The 14,808-nt window shown below is 60.4% G+C and carries 14 protein-coding genes; 8 read left to right on the forward strand and 6 right to left on the reverse strand.

All coding sequences use genetic code 11. The features are described 5' to 3' along the window. Positions 1 to 4: 4 nt before the first annotated feature. From prpC to KSS96_RS21445, 3 genes are read right to left on the reverse strand one after another with little or no spacing between them, the layout of a single operon-like run. The gene (gene prpC, locus KSS96_RS21435) at positions 5 to 1,132 is read right to left on the reverse strand and encodes a bifunctional 2-methylcitrate synthase/citrate synthase (RefSeq protein WP_017527444.1); all 1,128 of its coding nucleotides are present in this window, start codon (positions 1,130 to 1,132) and stop codon (positions 5 to 7) included. A 39-nt stretch (positions 1,133 to 1,171) separates the two neighbouring features. Then, complete coding sequence (gene prpB / locus KSS96_RS21440) at positions 1,172 to 2,065, reverse strand: methylisocitrate lyase (RefSeq protein ID WP_065878219.1); 894 nt, start codon at positions 2,063 to 2,065, stop codon at positions 1,172 to 1,174. Beyond that, on the reverse strand, positions 2,062 to 2,772 hold the full coding sequence (locus KSS96_RS21445) for a GntR family transcriptional regulator (protein ID WP_017527442.1): 711 nt from the start codon (positions 2,770 to 2,772) through the stop codon (positions 2,062 to 2,064). Before KSS96_RS21445 ends, prpB begins: the two co-directional genes overlap by 4 nt. 272 nt (positions 2,773 to 3,044) lie before the next feature. On the opposite strand from KSS96_RS21445, the gene rloA reads away from it, so the two are divergent. From rloA to pabB, 4 genes are all read left to right on the forward strand, one after another. Next, entirely contained in the window at positions 3,045 to 3,578 is a 534-nt protein-coding gene (gene rloA, locus KSS96_RS21450) for a retropepsin-like aspartic peptidase RloA (RefSeq protein ID WP_017527441.1), read from the forward strand. Positions 3,579 to 3,583: 5 nt separating this feature from the next. After that, a complete protein-coding gene (rloB, locus tag KSS96_RS21455) occupies positions 3,584 to 5,116 on the forward strand; it encodes an osmotic stress tolerance membrane protein RloB (protein ID WP_017527440.1) in 1,533 nt (510 codons plus the stop codon). Beyond that, positions 5,116 to 6,102, forward strand: a complete 987-nt coding sequence (locus KSS96_RS21460) for an alpha-L-glutamate ligase-like protein (protein WP_017527439.1) — start codon at positions 5,116 to 5,118, stop codon at positions 6,100 to 6,102. The genes rloB and KSS96_RS21460 overlap by 1 nt, the downstream gene beginning before the upstream one ends. A gap of 98 nt (positions 6,103 to 6,200) precedes the next feature. Beyond that, positions 6,201 to 7,544, forward strand: a complete 1,344-nt coding sequence (gene pabB / locus KSS96_RS21465; protein ID WP_017527438.1) for an aminodeoxychorismate synthase component I — start codon at positions 6,201 to 6,203, stop codon at positions 7,542 to 7,544. 38 nt (positions 7,545 to 7,582) lie between these two features. Here the strand turns inward: pabB and thrH are convergent, their stop codons facing one another. Continuing rightward, entirely contained in the window at positions 7,583 to 8,200 is a 618-nt protein-coding gene (gene thrH / locus KSS96_RS21470) for a bifunctional phosphoserine phosphatase/homoserine phosphotransferase ThrH (protein WP_017527437.1), read from the reverse strand. A 149-nt stretch (positions 8,201 to 8,349) separates the two neighbouring features. Between thrH and KSS96_RS21475 the strand changes: the two genes are divergently transcribed. The 3 genes from KSS96_RS21475 to KSS96_RS21485 all read left to right on the forward strand — a co-directional run bounded on the left by KSS96_RS21475 (position 8,350) and on the right by KSS96_RS21485 (position 11,823). Continuing rightward, a complete protein-coding gene (locus KSS96_RS21475) occupies positions 8,350 to 9,084 on the forward strand; it encodes a phosphoadenylyl-sulfate reductase (protein ID WP_065878221.1) in 735 nt (244 codons plus the stop codon). A 467-nt stretch (positions 9,085 to 9,551) separates the two neighbouring features. Continuing rightward, positions 9,552 to 11,081 carry an NCS1 family nucleobase:cation symporter-1 gene (locus tag KSS96_RS21480; RefSeq protein ID WP_017527435.1) on the forward strand — a complete coding sequence of 510 codons (1,530 nt, stop codon included), beginning with the start codon at positions 9,552 to 9,554 and terminating at the stop codon, positions 11,079 to 11,081. A 13-nt stretch (positions 11,082 to 11,094) separates the two neighbouring features. Continuing rightward, the gene (locus KSS96_RS21485) at positions 11,095 to 11,823 is read left to right on the forward strand and encodes an aspartate/glutamate racemase family protein (protein ID WP_065878222.1); all 729 of its coding nucleotides are present in this window, start codon (positions 11,095 to 11,097) and stop codon (positions 11,821 to 11,823) included. Positions 11,824 to 11,933: 110 nt separating this feature from the next. On the opposite strand, the gene KSS96_RS21490 is transcribed toward KSS96_RS21485, so the two are convergent. After that, on the reverse strand, positions 11,934 to 12,857 hold the full coding sequence (locus KSS96_RS21490; protein WP_065878227.1) for a LysR family transcriptional regulator: 924 nt from the start codon (positions 12,855 to 12,857) through the stop codon (positions 11,934 to 11,936). A gap of 126 nt (positions 12,858 to 12,983) precedes the next feature. Here KSS96_RS21490 and KSS96_RS21495 point away from each other — a divergent pair, with 126 nt between their 5' ends. After that, a complete protein-coding gene (locus KSS96_RS21495) occupies positions 12,984 to 13,730 on the forward strand; it encodes a 3-oxoacyl-ACP reductase family protein (protein ID WP_217855311.1) in 747 nt (248 codons plus the stop codon). Positions 13,731 to 13,852: 122 nt separating this feature from the next. Here KSS96_RS21495 and KSS96_RS21500 read toward each other — a convergent pair whose 3' ends face one another. Continuing rightward, on the reverse strand, positions 13,853 to 14,539 hold the full coding sequence (locus KSS96_RS21500; protein ID WP_116079297.1) for an HAD-IA family hydrolase: 687 nt from the start codon (positions 14,537 to 14,539) through the stop codon (positions 13,853 to 13,855). Between the last annotated feature and the right edge of the window lie 269 nt (positions 14,540 to 14,808).

The following is a 14,808-nucleotide window of genomic DNA, read 5'->3' on the forward strand; positions in this document are numbered from 1 at the left end:
GTCTTCAGCGACGTTCGATTGGCACGAACTTGCGCTGTTCGACGCCGGTGTACTCGGCGCTTGGACGGATGATGCGGTTGTTGGCACGCTGCTCAAACACATGCGCGGCCCAGCCGGTCAGGCGCGAGCAGACAAAGATCGGCGTGAACAGCTTGGTCGGGATGCCCATGAAGTGGTACGCCGAGGCATGGTAGAAGTCGGCGTTGGGGAAGAGTTTTTTCTGCTCCCACATGGTTTTGTCGATGGCTTCGGAGACCGGGAACAACACGGTGTCGCCCACTTCGTCGGCGAGTTTTTTCGACCAGCCCTTGATCACTTCATTGCGCGGGTCGTTGTCTTTGTAGATCGCGTGGCCGAAGCCCATGATCTTGTCTTTGCGCGCCAGCATGCCGAGGGTGCCTTCCACCGCTTCTGCGGCAGAGCCGAAACGTTCGATCATCTCCATCGCCGCTTCGTTGGCGCCGCCATGCAGCGGGCCGCGCAGCGAGCCGATGGCAGCGGTGACGCAGGAATACAGGTCCGACAGGGTCGAAGCGCACACTCGTGCGGTGAAGGTCGACGCGTTGAACTCGTGCTCGGCGTAGAGGATCAGCGACACATTCATGACTTTCTCATGCAGCTCGCTCGGCTTCTTGCCGTGCAGCAGGTGCAGGAAGTGGCCGCCGATGCCTGGCTCGTCAGTCACGCAGTCGATGCGCTTGCCGTCATGGCTGAAGCGGTACCAGTAACACATGATCGCCGGAAACGCGGCGAGCAGGCGGTCGGTGACATCCCGTTGCACACTGAAGTCTTTCTCGGGTTCGATATTGCCCAGGAACGAACAACCGGTGCGCATCACGTCCATCGGATGGGCGTCGGCGGGGATGCGTTCCAGCACTTCTTTCAGTGCCTGGGGCAGGTCGCGCAGCTTGCTCAGCTTGTGGCGATAGTCGGTCAGTTGGGCCTGGGTCGGCAGTTCGCCGTACAACAGCAGGTAGGCGACTTCTTCAAACTGCGCGTCGGCGGCCAGTTCGCGTACGTCGTAGCCGCGATAGGTCAGGCCGGCACCGGCTTGGCCCACGGTGGACAGAGCGGTCTGCCCGGCGACCTGGCCACGCAGGCCGGCGCCACTCAATACTTTTGCTTCAGCCATGTTCGTTCTCCAATTTTGTAGTTATGGGAGGCGCGTTCGTTACTTTTTCGCGGCGAACAGCGCGTCGAGCTTCTGCTCGAAGGTGTGGTAGTCGATGCGGTCGTAAAGCTCCATGCGGGTTTGCATGGTGTCGATCACGTTCTGCTGGGTGCCGTCGCGACGGATCGCGGTGTAGACGTTTTCGGCGGCCTTGTTCATGGCGCGAAAGGCCGAGAGCGGGTACAGCACCAGGGAAACATCGGCAGATTTCAACTGTTCGGTGGTGTACAGCGGCGTCGCACCGAATTCGGTGATATTGGCCAGAATTGGCGCTTTCACCCGGGCAGCGAACAGTTTGTACATCTCCAGTTCAGTGATGGCTTCCGGGAAGACCATGTCGGCACCGGCCTCGATACAGGCGGCGGCACGCTCCAGGGCGGATTCCAGGCCTTCGACGGCCAGGGCATCGGTACGCGCCATGATCACAAAGCTGTCATCGGTGCGCGCATCCACGGCGGCCTTGATGCGGTCGACCATCTCCTGCTGGGAGACGATTTCTTTGTTCGGGCGATGCCCGCAGCGTTTGGCGCCGACCTGGTCTTCGATGTGGATGGCGGCCGCGCCGAACTTGATCATCGACTTGACGGTGCGCGCCACGTTGAACGCCGAGGAACCGAACCCGGTGTCCACGTCCACCAGCAGCGGCAGGTCGCATACATCGGTGATACGACGCACGTCGGTGAGCACGTCGTCCAGGCCGGTGATGCCCAGGTCCGGCACGCCCAGGGAGCCGGCAGCCACGCCGCCGCCTGACAGATAAATCGCCTTGAAGCCGGCGCGCTTGGCCAACAGGGCGTGGTTGGCGTTGATCGTGCCGACCACCTGCAACGGATGCTCGCTGGCGACCGCGTCACGGAAACGCTGGCCGGGTGTGCTTTTATTATTCGAACTCATGACTCACCTCTATCAGGGGCGCCGTCCGGAAAGTGACGGGCAATATTGCGTTTGGAAGCGCCGATATGCCGGCGCATCAACAATTCGGCCAATTCACCGTCGCGATCGGCAATCGCGTCCAGAATGCGGTGATGCTCGGCAAAAGCCTGGCGTGGACGATTCGGCGTGGCGGAGAACTGGATGCGGTACATGCGCACCAACTGGTACAGCTCGCCGCAGAGCATTTGAGTGAGGGTGCGGTTGCCCGCGCCTTGAATTATCCGGTAATGAAAGTCGAAGTCGCCTTCCTGCTGGTAGTAACCGACGCCGGCCTGGAATGCCGCATCCCGTTCATGGGTATGCAGCACTTGGCGCAGTTCTTCGATTTCGGCGTCGGTCATGCGCTCGGCGGCCAAGCGGCAGGCCATGCCTTCCAGGGACTCGCGGATCTCATAGAGCTCGACCAGCTCGGCATGGCTCAACGACACAACGCGGGCGCCCACATGGGGCACGCGCACCAGCAGGCGCTGGCCTTCCAGACGATGGATCGCTTCGCGCAGCGGGCCGCGGCTGATGCCGTAGGTGCGCGCCAGTTCCGGCTCGGAGATCTTGCTGCCGGGGGCGATCTCGCCCTTGACGATGGCGGCCTGGATACGCCGGAAGACGTTCTCCGACATTGTCTGGGACTCGTCGGAAGCAGCGACCGGAGATTCCGATTGAACCCACATATTGTCGACACCTTTAAAAGCAATGCCGCAAAAACTAGCCAATCAGCCTGCATTAGTCAAAGAATAAATCCACATTGTCGACAATCGTCTAATAACCCTCAACGTATTCACCGAGAGCATGGCCGCCTGCCAGCGCTGGCGCCAAAAAAGCATCATGTTAGAATGCCCGCCGCTTTTGCCTGACATCATTGGATGAAACGGCGCACGAGGGAGTTTGCGCAGCAATGCCAGTCGCCTTGAATTGAACATCGCACTGCACCGCCTCAGGATCTATGAGACTCAAGCCCTTCCCCCTGTTTTGCCTACTGTGCCTACCGAGCCTTGGCGTTGCCGCCGAGAAGACCGTGTATGGCCTCAACGAATATGCCCAATTGGCTGATATCGACCTGGAGGTCGCCGCCAAGCTGGACACCGGTGCCAAGACCGCGTCCCTCAGCGCCCGCGATATCAAGCGTTTCAAGCGCAACGGCGAATCCTGGGTGCGGTTCTACCTGGCCATCGACGCCGCCCATTCCCACCCCATCGAGCGCCCCCTGGCCCGCGTCAGCAAGATCAAGCGCCGCGCTGGCGACTACGACCCCGATGAAGACAAGAACTACACCGCCCGCCCGGTGATTTCCCTGGATATCTGCATGGGCAGCGCTTTACGCAGCATCGAAGTGAACTTGACTGACCGCAGCGCTTTCCAATACCCGCTGCTGATCGGCTCCGAAGCGTTGAAACGCTTTGATGCGCTGATCGACCCCAGTCTTAAATACGCAGCAGGCAAACCCGCCTGCGCCGCCGACGCTCATACCGCCGAGTAAACCGAATGCGCTCTCTTACCCTGCACCTGAAAATCCTGATCGCCATCCTGGTGGTGCTGGGTATTTCGGTCACCGCCTATCAGATTTTCGTGCTGGGCATTCCCGTCACCGAGGACGCCACCGACGACCTGTGGAACATCGACGCCAAAGTCGAGTTCGTCGCCAGCCCGAAAGACCCGGTGAAAATCCAGATGTTCGTGCCCCCCTTGAGCCGCGACTTCGTCAGCCTTAATGAGAGTTTCATTTCCAATAACTACGGGGTCAGCGTCAACCGCATCGACGGTAACCGCAAGGTCACCTGGTCGGCACGCCGGGCCAAGGGCAACCAGACCCTGTATTACCGCCTGGTGCTGACCAAGCGTTACAGCGGCGAAAAAGCCAAGATCAAAGGCCCGACCTTCCGCGACAGCATCGCCGTGGAAGGCCCGGAAAAAATCGCCGCCGAAGCCCTGCTGGCACCGATCCGCCAGCATTCGGCCGACGTCGAGACCTTCATTACCGAAGCGATCAAGCGCACCAACAACCTCAATGACGACAATGTGAAGTTGTTGCTGGCGGGCGACCCGTCGACGCCGCACAAGGCCAAGATCGTCGAGTTGCTGTTGTCCATCGCCCATGTGCCGGTGGAAAAGGTGCACACCATCCGCCTGGTCGCCGACCAACCGCAAACCCCGGAACTGTGGCTGCGCAGCTTCAATGGCAATGACTGGCTGTATTTCAACCCGGAAACCGGCGAACAGGGCCTGCCCGCCGACCGCCTGCTGTGGTGGACCGGCGATGAGAACCTGATCACGGTCGATGGCGGCAAGAAAGCCATGGTGACCTTCAGCCTCAACAACAGCGAAATGAACGCCATTCGCCTGGCCAAGCTGACCGACGAGAACACCGACGCCAACTTCCTCGAATACTCGCTGTATGGCTTGCCGCTGCAAACCCAGCAGACCTTCATGATCATGGTGATGATCCCGATCGGCGTGCTGGTGATTCTGATCCTGCGTAACCTGATCGGCCTGCAGACCCTGGGCACGTTCACCCCGGTGTTGATCGCCCTGGCGTTCCGCGAAACGCAGTTGGGCTTCGGGATCATGCTGTTTACGGTGATCACCGCGCTGGGGCTGTCGCTCAGGTCGTACCTTGAACATTTGAAGCTGCAGATGCTGCCGAGGCTGTCGGTGGTGCTGACGTTCGTGGTGGTACTGATCGCGGCCATCAGCCTGTTCAGCCATAAGCTGGGCCTGGAACGCGGCCTCTCCGTGGCACTGTTCCCGATGGTGATCCTGACCATGACCATCGAACGCCTGTCGATTACCTGGGAAGAACGCGGCGGTGGCCATGCGATGAAGGTGGCGATTGGTACGCTGTTCGCCGCGTCCCTGGCGCACATCATCATGAGCGTGCCGGAGTTGATCTACTTCGTGTTCACCTTCCCGGCGATCCTGCTGATCCTGGTGGGCTTCATGCTGGCCATGGGGCGTTATCGCGGCTATCGCCTGACCGAACTGGTGCGCTTCAAGGCCTTCCTCAAGGCTGACTCGTAATGTTCGGCTTCTGGAAGACCTGGAAAGCCCTCGAAGCGCGGGGGATTATGGGCATCAACCGGCGTAACGCCGACTACGTGCTCAAGTACAACAAGCGCAGCCTGTACCCGATCGTGGATGACAAAATCATCACCAAGGAACGCGCGATCGCCGCCGGCATCCATGTGCCGCAAATGTACGGGGTGATCTCCACCGAAAAGGAAATCGACAAGCTCGACGAAATTATCGCCGGGCGCAGCGACTTCGTGATCAAGCCGGCCCAGGGTGCCGGCGGGGATGGCATCCTCGTCGTGGCCGACCGCTTTGAAGGGCGCTATCGCACGGTGTCCGGCAAAATCATCAGCCATGAAGAGATCGAACATCAGATCTCCAGCATCCTCACCGGCCTGTACTCCCTGGGCGGCCACCGTGACCGTGCGCTGATCGAATACCGCGTGGTGCCCGACCAGATCTTCAAAAGCATCAGTTACGAAGGCGTACCGGATATCCGCATCATTGTGCTGATGGGCTACCCGGTGATGGCCATGCTGCGCTTGCCGACCCGCCAGTCCGGCGGCAAGGCCAACCTGCACCAGGGCGCGATCGGCGTGGGCGTGGACCTGGCCACCGGCCTGACCCTGCGTGGCACCTGGCTGAATAACATCATTACCAAGCACCCCGACACCACCAACGCGGTGGACGGCGTGCAGTTGCCCAACTGGGACGGTTTCATGAAGCTCGCCGCGGGCTGCTACGAGCTGTGCGGGTTGGGCTATATCGGCGTGGACATGGTGCTGGACCAGGAAAAAGGCCCGCTGATCCTGGAGCTGAATGCACGGCCGGGGCTGAATATCCAGATCGCCAACGACTGTGGGCTGACCCTGCGCACCCATGCGGTGGAGGCCCGATTGGAAGCGCTGAAAGCTGCCGGCGTGACGGAAACGGTGGAAGAACGAGTGAAGTTCGTACAGGAAATGTTTGGGCATATTCCGCCCGTCGAAGGTTGATCCGGCCTTCGAACTGTCTATCCCCGACATCCCCTCTAGGAGCAAATCCTACGGGGGACTACAATCCCCTCCCCCGCGCCTTGGCTGATCCACCCCGCATGTCGACCTGTTCCGTACACCCGCTGCCCTACCGGGCCAACCCCGCCGAGTATTTTGCGGCGATTCGCCATGCGCCCGGCGCGGTGCTACTCGACAGCGGCCGGCCGGTGGCCGAGCGCGGGCGTTATGACCTGCTCAGCGCCTGGCCCGAGGCGACCTTGGCGGTGGAGCCCGACGAAAGCGGCAGCGATTTCCTGCAGCGTTTGCGTAAAAACCTGACTCAGTTGGGTAACGCCAGCCTGCCCCACGGTTACACCTTGCCGTTTGTCGGTGGTTTGATCGGCTACCTGAGCTATGACTTTGGCCGACACCTGGAGCAAATGCCGCACCTGGCGGTGGATGACTTGCACCTGCCGGACGCGCGCTTCGGTTTGTATGCCTGGGCGCTGATCAGTGATCACCAGGTGCAAACCAGTCAACTGGTGTTCCACCCGGCGCTGGCTGACAGCGAGCGGCAACGCTTGATCGCGCTGTTCAGTCAACCGACGGCCGAGACCACGGCGCCGTTCGCGCTGAAGGGGCCAATGAAGTCGGACCTGACCCCTGAGGCTTACCACCAGGCCATCGTGCGCATTCAGGATTACATCCAGGCCGGTGACTGCTACCAGGTCAACTTTGCCCAGCGTTTTCGCGCGCCGTGCATCGGTGATCCATGGGCGGCTTATTGCGCCTTGCGCGCAGCCTGCCCAACGCCTTTTTCCGGTTTCCAGAGCCTGCCGGATGCCGGCGCGGTGCTGAGCTTGTCACCGGAACGCTTCGTCAGGGTCAGCGAGGGCCAGGTTGAAACCCGCCCGATCAAAGGCACGCGGCCACGCGGCGCAACGCCTGAACAAGACGCCGCCCACGCCGCCGAACTGCTGGCCAGCCCCAAGGATCGCGCCGAAAACCTGATGATTGTCGACCTGCTGCGCAACGACCTCGGCCGCACCTGTCGCACCGGCTCGGTGAGCGTGCCGGAGTTGTTCAGCCTGGAAAGCTACCCCAACGTGCATCACCTGGTCAGCAGCGTTATCGGCGAGTTGGCCGACAACAAAGACGCCCTCGACCTGATCGCCGGCAGCTTCCCCGGCGGGTCCATTACCGGTGCGCCGAAGATCCGCGCAATGCAGATCATCGACGAACTGGAGCCGACGCGACGCGGCTTGTATTGCGGCTCCCTGGTGTACCTGGACGTGCGCGGCGAGATGGACAGCTCCATCGCCATCCGCACTTTGCTGGTCAAGGATGGCCAGGTGTGCTGCTGGGGCGGAGGCGGGATCGTGGCGGATTCGCAGTGGGAGGCGGAGTATCAGGAGTCGCTGACCAAGGTACGGGTGCTGTTACAAACCTTGGAAAGTTTGTAACGCACGACCCTCGTGGCTTTGGGCATCAACTGAATGACTTACAGGCTCAACGTCCGATTCGAAGCCTTGATGAACTCCCGCTTCAAATCCTCAAACGTATGCACCGCTGGGAACTGCGGGAACTCGCGAATCACATTCTCCGGCGCGTGGAACAGAATCCCACGGTCGGCTTCGCCCAGCATGGTGGTGTCGTTGTAGGAATCGCCGGCGGCGATCACGCGGTAGTACAGGCTCTTGAACGCCAGCACCGACTGGCGCTTGGGGTCTTTCTGGCGCAGTTGGTAGCTGATCACCCGGTCATTTTCATCGGTGATCAGACGGTGGCAAAGCAAGGTCGGGAAGCCCAGTTGGCGCATCAGCGGCTGGGAGAACTCGTAGAACGTGTCGGACAGGATCACCACCTGGAAGCGCTCGCGCAGCCAATTGACGAACTCGATGGCGCCTTCCAGCGGCTTGAGCGTGGCGATCACGGCCTGTATGTCGGCAAGCTTGAGCCCGTGTTCGTCGAGGATGCGCAGACGTTGCTGCATCAGCACGTCGTAGTCGGGAATGTCGCGGGTGGTGGCCCGCAGGGATTGGATACCGGTTTTTTCGGCGAAGGCGATCCAGATTTCCGGAACCAGCACCCCTTCCAGGTCAAGACAGGCAATTTCCACAAGACACTCCATTGGATTTATTGGTTGAGCGGGCAAAACGACTGCCGAACTCTAGCGATTCAAGCTCGCCGCCGCAACGCAGAGCGGATTTTGTTACCATCGCCCACCTAGAGAGCGCTCAGCGCCACTGACCTGTAGGAACCGTCCTGATGAACCAAGCCTTCGACGTCGTTGAACTCGCCACGACCTATGCCAACAAATCCGCCCAGGACATTCTCAAGCTGGCGTTCAGCCAGTTCGGCGATGACCTGTGGATCTCTTTCAGCGGTGCCGAGGACGTGGTGCTGGTGGACATGGCCTGGAAGCTGAACAAGAACGTCAAGGTGTTCAGCCTCGACACCGGCCGCCTGCATCCGGAGACCTACCGATTTATCGAGCAGGTACGCGAGTTCTACAAAATCGACATCGAACTGATCTCGCCGGACCAGAGCAAGCTGGAGCCGTTCGTCAAGGAAAAGGGCCTGTTCAGCTTCTACAAGGATGGCCATGGCGAATGCTGCGGCGTGCGCAAGATCGAACCGCTGCGCCGCAAATTGTCCGGCGTGAGCGCCTGGGCCACCGGCCAACGCCGCGACCAGAGCCCCGGCACCCGCAGCCAGGTGGCGGTGCTGGAGATCGACACAGCCTTTTCCACCCCGGAACGCACCCTATACAAGTTCAACCCGTTGGCGCAAATGACCAGCGAAGAGATCTGGGGTTATATCCGCATGCTGGAACTGCCCTACAACAGCCTGCATGAACGCGGCTTTATCAGCATCGGCTGCGAGCCATGCACCCGGCCGGTGTTGCCCAACCAACATGAGCGCGAAGGCCGCTGGTGGTGGGAAGAGGCCACGCAGAAGGAATGCGGGCTGCATGCGGGGAACATCATCAGCAAGGCGTGAGGGTTGACGCGGTTGGAAAATGTGGGAGGGGGCTTGCCCCGATAGCGGTCTGTCAGTCAGCGTATGTTTGACTGAAACACCGCTATCGGAGGCAAGCCCCTCCCACATTTGTTTTGTATTTAGGCTTGAAATGTACACACAAATGTAACCATTGGTGCCATTTATGTGTGCAATTCTTATTCAGACGCACCATAACGTAACACCTGCCCCCGACTATCGTCTGTCTCGTTGAACCCCACGCTTACACCTTAAAAATAAATAACTGTTCAATCGGTCAATTTATAAATCTTTAAATTCAGCCAGTTATTTAGATCCCCTATTAAAACGAAATTAGCCAGGGTTTTCATAGATCCAAAACTGGCACGCATGTGGCTTAAGGTGAAAAGTGCTTTGTATACAATAAATACAAAACCTACATACACTTTACCATCCGCCGCTTTGCTGCAGATGTGCTGGAGCCTGCCGGAATGCGTACTAGCCTCTCGAATGACCTCGCACTGGATCTGCCCTCTTCAGCCTTGAACCCCGAGGCCGCCGGCCCCGGCCCGCTGGTACTCAGCCCACGCCTGCACAACAAGGACCTGGCGCCTACCAAGGTGGAAGGCCGGCGTTGGGGGCGCTATAGCATTTTTGCGCTGTGGACCAATGACGTGCACAACATCGCCAATTATTCGTTCGCCATCGGCCTGTATGCGCTGGGCCTGGGCGGTTGGCAAATCCTGCTGTCCCTGGGGATCGGCGCGGCGCTGGTGTACTTCTTCATGAACCTGTCGGGGTATATGGGCCAGAAGACCGGGGTGCCGTTCCCGGTGATCAGCCGTATCAGTTTCGGTATTCATGGCGCGCAGCTTCCGGCGCTGATCCGTGCGGTGATTGCGATTGCCTGGTTTGGTATCCAGACCTACCTGGCATCGGTGGTTTTCCGCGTGCTGCTGACGGCAATTCATCCAGGCTTTGCCGAGTATGACCACAACGCGATCCTGGGCTTATCCACCCTGGGTTGGGTGTGTTTTGTGGCGATCTGGTTCGTGCAACTGGTGATCCTGGCCTACGGCATGGAGATGGTGCGGCGCTACGAAGGCTTCGCCGGGCCGGTGATCCTGGCAACGATGGCTGCCTTGGCCGGCTGGATGTACTTCCAGGCGGGCGGCAATATTGCCTGGTCGATCCGCGAACCCCTGAGCGGCGGCGAGATGTGGCGCAATATCTTTGCCGGCGGCGCGCTGTGGTTGGCGATCTACGGCACGCTGATCCTCAACTTCTGTGATTTCGCCCGCTCTTCACCGTGCCGCAGAACCATACAGGTCGGTAATTTCTGGGGCCTGCCGGTGAACATCCTGGTGTTCGCCGCCATCACCGTGCTGCTGTGCGGCGGGCAATTTCAGCTCAATGGCCGAGTGATCGAAAGCCCCACCGAAATCATCGCCGCCATCCCCAACACCTTCTTTCTCGTGCTGGGTTGCCTGGCGTTCCTGATTGTCACCGTGGCGGTGAACATCATGGCCAATTTCGTCGCCCCGGCCTTTGTGCTGAGCAACCTGGCGCCCAAGTACCTGAACTTTCGGCGTGCCGGGTTGATCAGCGCCACCGTGGCGGTGTTGATCCTGCCGTGGAACCTCTACAACAGCCCCTTGGTGATTGTGTATTTCCTCTCCGGCCTGGGCGCGCTGCTGGGGCCGCTGTACGGGGTGATCATGGTTGATTACTGGCTGATCCGTAAAAGCCAGGTGGATGTACCGCAGTTGTACAGCGAAGATCCGAAAGGCGTTTATCACTACAGCCGTGGGGTCAATTTACGTGCCGTCGCGGCGTTTATTCCTGCGGCGGTGATCGCCATCCTGCTGGCGCTGTTGCCGGGTTTTGCCAGCGTCTCGCCGTTTTCCTGGCTGTTTGGCGCCGGTATTGCAGGGGTGCTGTACCTGCTGATCGCCAAGCGCGAACCGTTTTACGCCGATGTCAGCGGCGAAAGCATTGCAGTCGATAACGTCAGTCATTAATCAAGGACATTCCATGCGTATCCTCGTGGTCAACGTCAACACCACCGCCTCCATCACCGACACCATCGCCCAGCAAGCGCGGGCCGTGGCGGCGCCGGGCACCGAAATCGTCGGGCTCACCCCGTACTTTGGCGCCGAGTCGGTGGAGGGCAATTTCGAAAGCTACCTGGCGGCCATCGCCGTGATGGACCGGGTCATGGCTTACGACCAGCCATTCGACGCAGTGATCCAGGCCGGCTACGGCGAACATGGCCGCGAAGGCTTGCAGGAATTGTTGAACGTGCCGGTGGTGGATATCACCGAAGCCGCCGCCAGCACCGCCATGTTCCTGGGCCACGCTTATTCGGTGGTGACCACCCTGGACCGCACGGTGCCGCTGATTGAAGACCGCCTGAAGCTCGCCGGCCTGTACCAACGCTGCGCCTCGGTGCGGGCCAGCGGCATGGCTGTGCTGGAATTGGAAGAAAACCCGCTGGCCGCCATGGAAGCCATTGTGCGCCAGGCGGAGCTGGCCATTGGGGAAGACAAGGCCGAAGTGATCTGCCTGGGCTGCGGCGGCATGGCCGGGTTGGACGAACACATTCGCCAGCGCACCGGCGTGCCGGTGGTGGATGGGGTGACGGCGGCGGTGACGATTGCCGAATCGTTGGTGCGGTTGGGGCTGTCGACGTCCAAAATTCGGACTTATGCGACGCCAAGGCCTAAAAAGATCATGGGCTGGCCGGGCACGTTCGGCCGTTGAGATCGAATGTGGGGGTTTGCTCCCGATGCGAGGGTGTCAGCTGGCTGATGGATGACTGACCCACTGCTATCGGGGCACGCCCCCACACACGTCTTGAACTGTGCCTGGCCTTAGAGTGCGCTGAACCTCTGGCCCAAGTTCTGCTCGGCGAACTGCTCGATGATGAAATCCACAAACGCCCGGGTCTTGCCGGGCAGCAATTTATGCTCGGCGTAGTAGATGGAGATATTGCCGTCATCCACATACCAATCGGGCAACACACGAACCACCGCGCCGCTGTCGAGGAACGGCACGGCCATCGGCATGCTGACCAGGGCGATGCCCAGGCCCTGGGCGCTGGCGCAGCAGGCGGCTTCGGAGTCGCTCATGGTCATGCCGGGCTTGAGCACCAACGGGCTGTGGTCGCGCTCGATGCTGGTCAATTGCCAGGAACGCACACGGCCGGTTTGCGGTGAACGGATGAGGATGCCGGTGCAACGTGCCAAATCCTCAGGCACCGACACCGGCGGGCGCTTCGCCAGGTAATCCGGCGAGGCCACCAGCACCCGGTGCGCCGGGGTCAACTTGCGCGCCACCACACCCTGGGGCAGTTCGAAACCACCGCCTATGGCGGCATCAAAGCCCTGGCCGATCAGGTCGACTTGGCGATTATCGAAATGCCAGTCCGGGCGGATATCCGGAAAACGTTGCATGAACGCGCCAAGCAAAGGCACCACATAGCGATTGCCGAACACCGTGCCCATGCTGACCTTGAGCGTGCCCACCGGCCGCCCCTCGGCGCTGGCCAGGTTGGCCACGGCATTCTGGATGGTGATGAGGCTGGCGCTGACCTCTTCGAGGAACAGCTTGCCGGCCTCGGTCAGCGCGAGACGGCGCGTGCTGCGCTGGAACAACCGCACACCCAGGCGCACTTCCAGCTTGGCCACGCTTTTGCCCACCGCCGCCGGCGTCAGGCTCAGGTGGCGCGCGGCTTCGGCAAAGCTGCCACCTTCGGCGCTGCGTACGAAGCATTCGATACTGCCAAAGCTCTCCATAAGACCATACTCTAAACTTTTGGTTTACACAGACTATAGCAATCACGGTCTACCGGTTGGGGTGGGCGGGGTCGATACTCGGATCCAACAACAAGGCATTGGGCCTTGCACAGCCAGGAGATCGACATGACCACCCCTAACCTCAGCGGCAAAGTCGCCTTGATTCAAGGCGGTTCTCGCGGCATCGGCGCCGCCATCGTCAAACGTCTTGCAGCACAAGGCGCAGCCGTCGCCTTTACTTACGTGAGCTCAGCCGCCAAGGCTGAAGAATTGCAGAACAGCGTGATCAACGAAGGCGGCAAAGCCCTGGCGATTCAGGCCGACAGCGCCGATGCCAGCGCGATTCGCAACGCCGTCAACGCCACCGTCGCCGCTTTTGGGCACCTGGATATCCTGGTGAACAACGCCGGCGTGCTGGCCATCGCCCCGCTGGAAGATTTCAAACTGGAAGACTTCGACCAGACCCTGGCGATCAACGTACGCAGCGTGTTTATCGCCACCCAGGAAGCGGCCCGGCACATGGGCGAAGGTGGCCGGGTGATCAATATCGGCAGCACCAATGCCGAGCGCATGCCGTTTGGCGGCGGCGGGCCGTATGCCATGAGCAAGGCCGCGCTGGTGGGACTGACCAAGGGCTTGACGCGGGATCTGGGACCACGGGGTATTACCATTAATAACGTGCAGCCTGGGCCGGTGGACACCGATATGAACCCGGCGAACAGTGAGTTCGCGGCAAGCTTGATGAATTTGATGGCGGTGGGGCGTTATGGGCACGTAGAGGAAATCGCCAGCTTTGTGGCTTACCTCGCAGGCCCGGAAGCCGGCTACATCACTGGCGCCAGCCTGACCATCGATGGCGGGTTCAGCGCATAGGTTTTCTGCAGAAATGCAAAACCCAATGTGGGGCGTGCTGCCGACGGTGGTGGTTCAGTCAATAACGATACCAACTGTCACACCGCCATCGGGAGCCTGCCCCCACATTTTGACCGACAGGTTCAGGAGAGGGGCGGCAGGCCGTACGCAGCCAGGTCAAAGTCCGCGAGTTTGCGGATGATCTGGTCGGCATGCTGGTACTTGCTGTCGGCCATGGCTTCATCGGGCACGGCGATGGCGGTCATATGGGCCGCCTTGGCAGCGGTGACGCCAAACGGCGAGTCTTCGAACACCAGGCAATCTTCGGGCGCCACGCCCAGGCGGCGGGCAGCGGTGAGGAAGATATCCGGCGCAGGTTTGGCAGCACCGACTTCCGGGTCGTCAGCAGTCACGATCGTGTCGAACAAGCCAAACCACTCGCGGTGCAGCGTGGTCTTGTGGCCAAACGAATTGCGCGACGAACTGGTGCCCACGGCAATCGGAATATTGTGCGCCTTCAAGTGCCGCACCAGCGCCTCGGCACCGGGCATGCCCAGGGCCTTGGGGAAGCGCTCGCTCATCAGCGGCTCACGGATTTCCAGAAACTGCGCCGGGGTGATCGGTAGATTCAACGCCTTGACCACATAATCCGCCAGGTCCTGTGCCCCGCGCCCAATGATGTGCTGCTTGATCCCCCAGTCATAGGTACGACCATAACGCTCGGCAATGATCTGCGTGACTTCGGTGTAGATGCCTTCAGTATCCAGCAACAACCCGTCCATATCGAAAATCACAGCCTTGATCGGAGCAGCGGTACGCGGTGCATTCATCACAACAGATCCTGGGAGGAAGGACTAAATGGATTCAGCACAATAGCGGCCGCGCTTACCTGCGAGCAACCCTTTAGACTGTGCGCCTCGCCTTTCTGAAGTGCCCGCCATGCTCTACCGTCTCGCCGCCGACAGCCTTGTGCTGTCGAACACTACATCCTCACCTTGATCTACCCGGCCGGGCTGACGCCGCAAATCCAGTGGGTGCTTCAATATCGCGGTGTACACCCGGCTGATCCGACATTATCGACAGGCTGGAGACAGCTGCG

This window comes from Pseudomonas asgharzadehiana (genome assembly GCF_019139815.1).
Taxonomy (GTDB): Bacteria; Pseudomonadota; Gammaproteobacteria; order Pseudomonadales; family Pseudomonadaceae; genus Aquipseudomonas; species Aquipseudomonas asgharzadehiana.

Bases quoted from the DNA above. Each gene is read 5' to 3' on its own strand.
- prpC (WP_017527444.1), bottom strand. From the start codon at position 1,132: ATGGCTGAAGCAAAAGTATTGAGTGGCGCCGGCCTGCGTGGCCAGGTC.
- prpB (WP_065878219.1), bottom strand. From the start codon at position 2,065: ATGAGTTCGAATAATAAAAGCACACCCGGCCAGCGTTTCCGTGACGCG.
- KSS96_RS21445 (WP_017527442.1), bottom strand. From the start codon at position 2,772: ATGTGGGTTCAATCGGAATCTCCGGTCGCTGCTTCCGACGAGTCCCAG.
- rloA (WP_017527441.1), top strand. From the start codon at position 3,045: ATGAGACTCAAGCCCTTCCCCCTGTTTTGCCTACTGTGCCTACCGAGC.
- rloB (WP_017527440.1), top strand. From the start codon at position 3,584: ATGCGCTCTCTTACCCTGCACCTGAAAATCCTGATCGCCATCCTGGTG.
- KSS96_RS21460 (WP_017527439.1), top strand. From the start codon at position 5,116: ATGTTCGGCTTCTGGAAGACCTGGAAAGCCCTCGAAGCGCGGGGGATT.
- pabB (WP_017527438.1), top strand. From the start codon at position 6,201: ATGTCGACCTGTTCCGTACACCCGCTGCCCTACCGGGCCAACCCCGCC.
- KSS96_RS21475 (WP_065878221.1), top strand. From the start codon at position 8,350: ATGAACCAAGCCTTCGACGTCGTTGAACTCGCCACGACCTATGCCAAC.
- KSS96_RS21480 (WP_017527435.1), top strand. From the start codon at position 9,552: ATGCGTACTAGCCTCTCGAATGACCTCGCACTGGATCTGCCCTCTTCA.
- KSS96_RS21485 (WP_065878222.1), top strand. From the start codon at position 11,095: ATGCGTATCCTCGTGGTCAACGTCAACACCACCGCCTCCATCACCGAC.
- KSS96_RS21490 (WP_065878227.1), bottom strand. From the start codon at position 12,857: ATGGAGAGCTTTGGCAGTATCGAATGCTTCGTACGCAGCGCCGAAGGT.
- KSS96_RS21495 (WP_217855311.1), top strand. From the start codon at position 12,984: ATGACCACCCCTAACCTCAGCGGCAAAGTCGCCTTGATTCAAGGCGGT.
- KSS96_RS21500 (WP_116079297.1), bottom strand. From the start codon at position 14,539: ATGAATGCACCGCGTACCGCTGCTCCGATCAAGGCTGTGATTTTCGAT.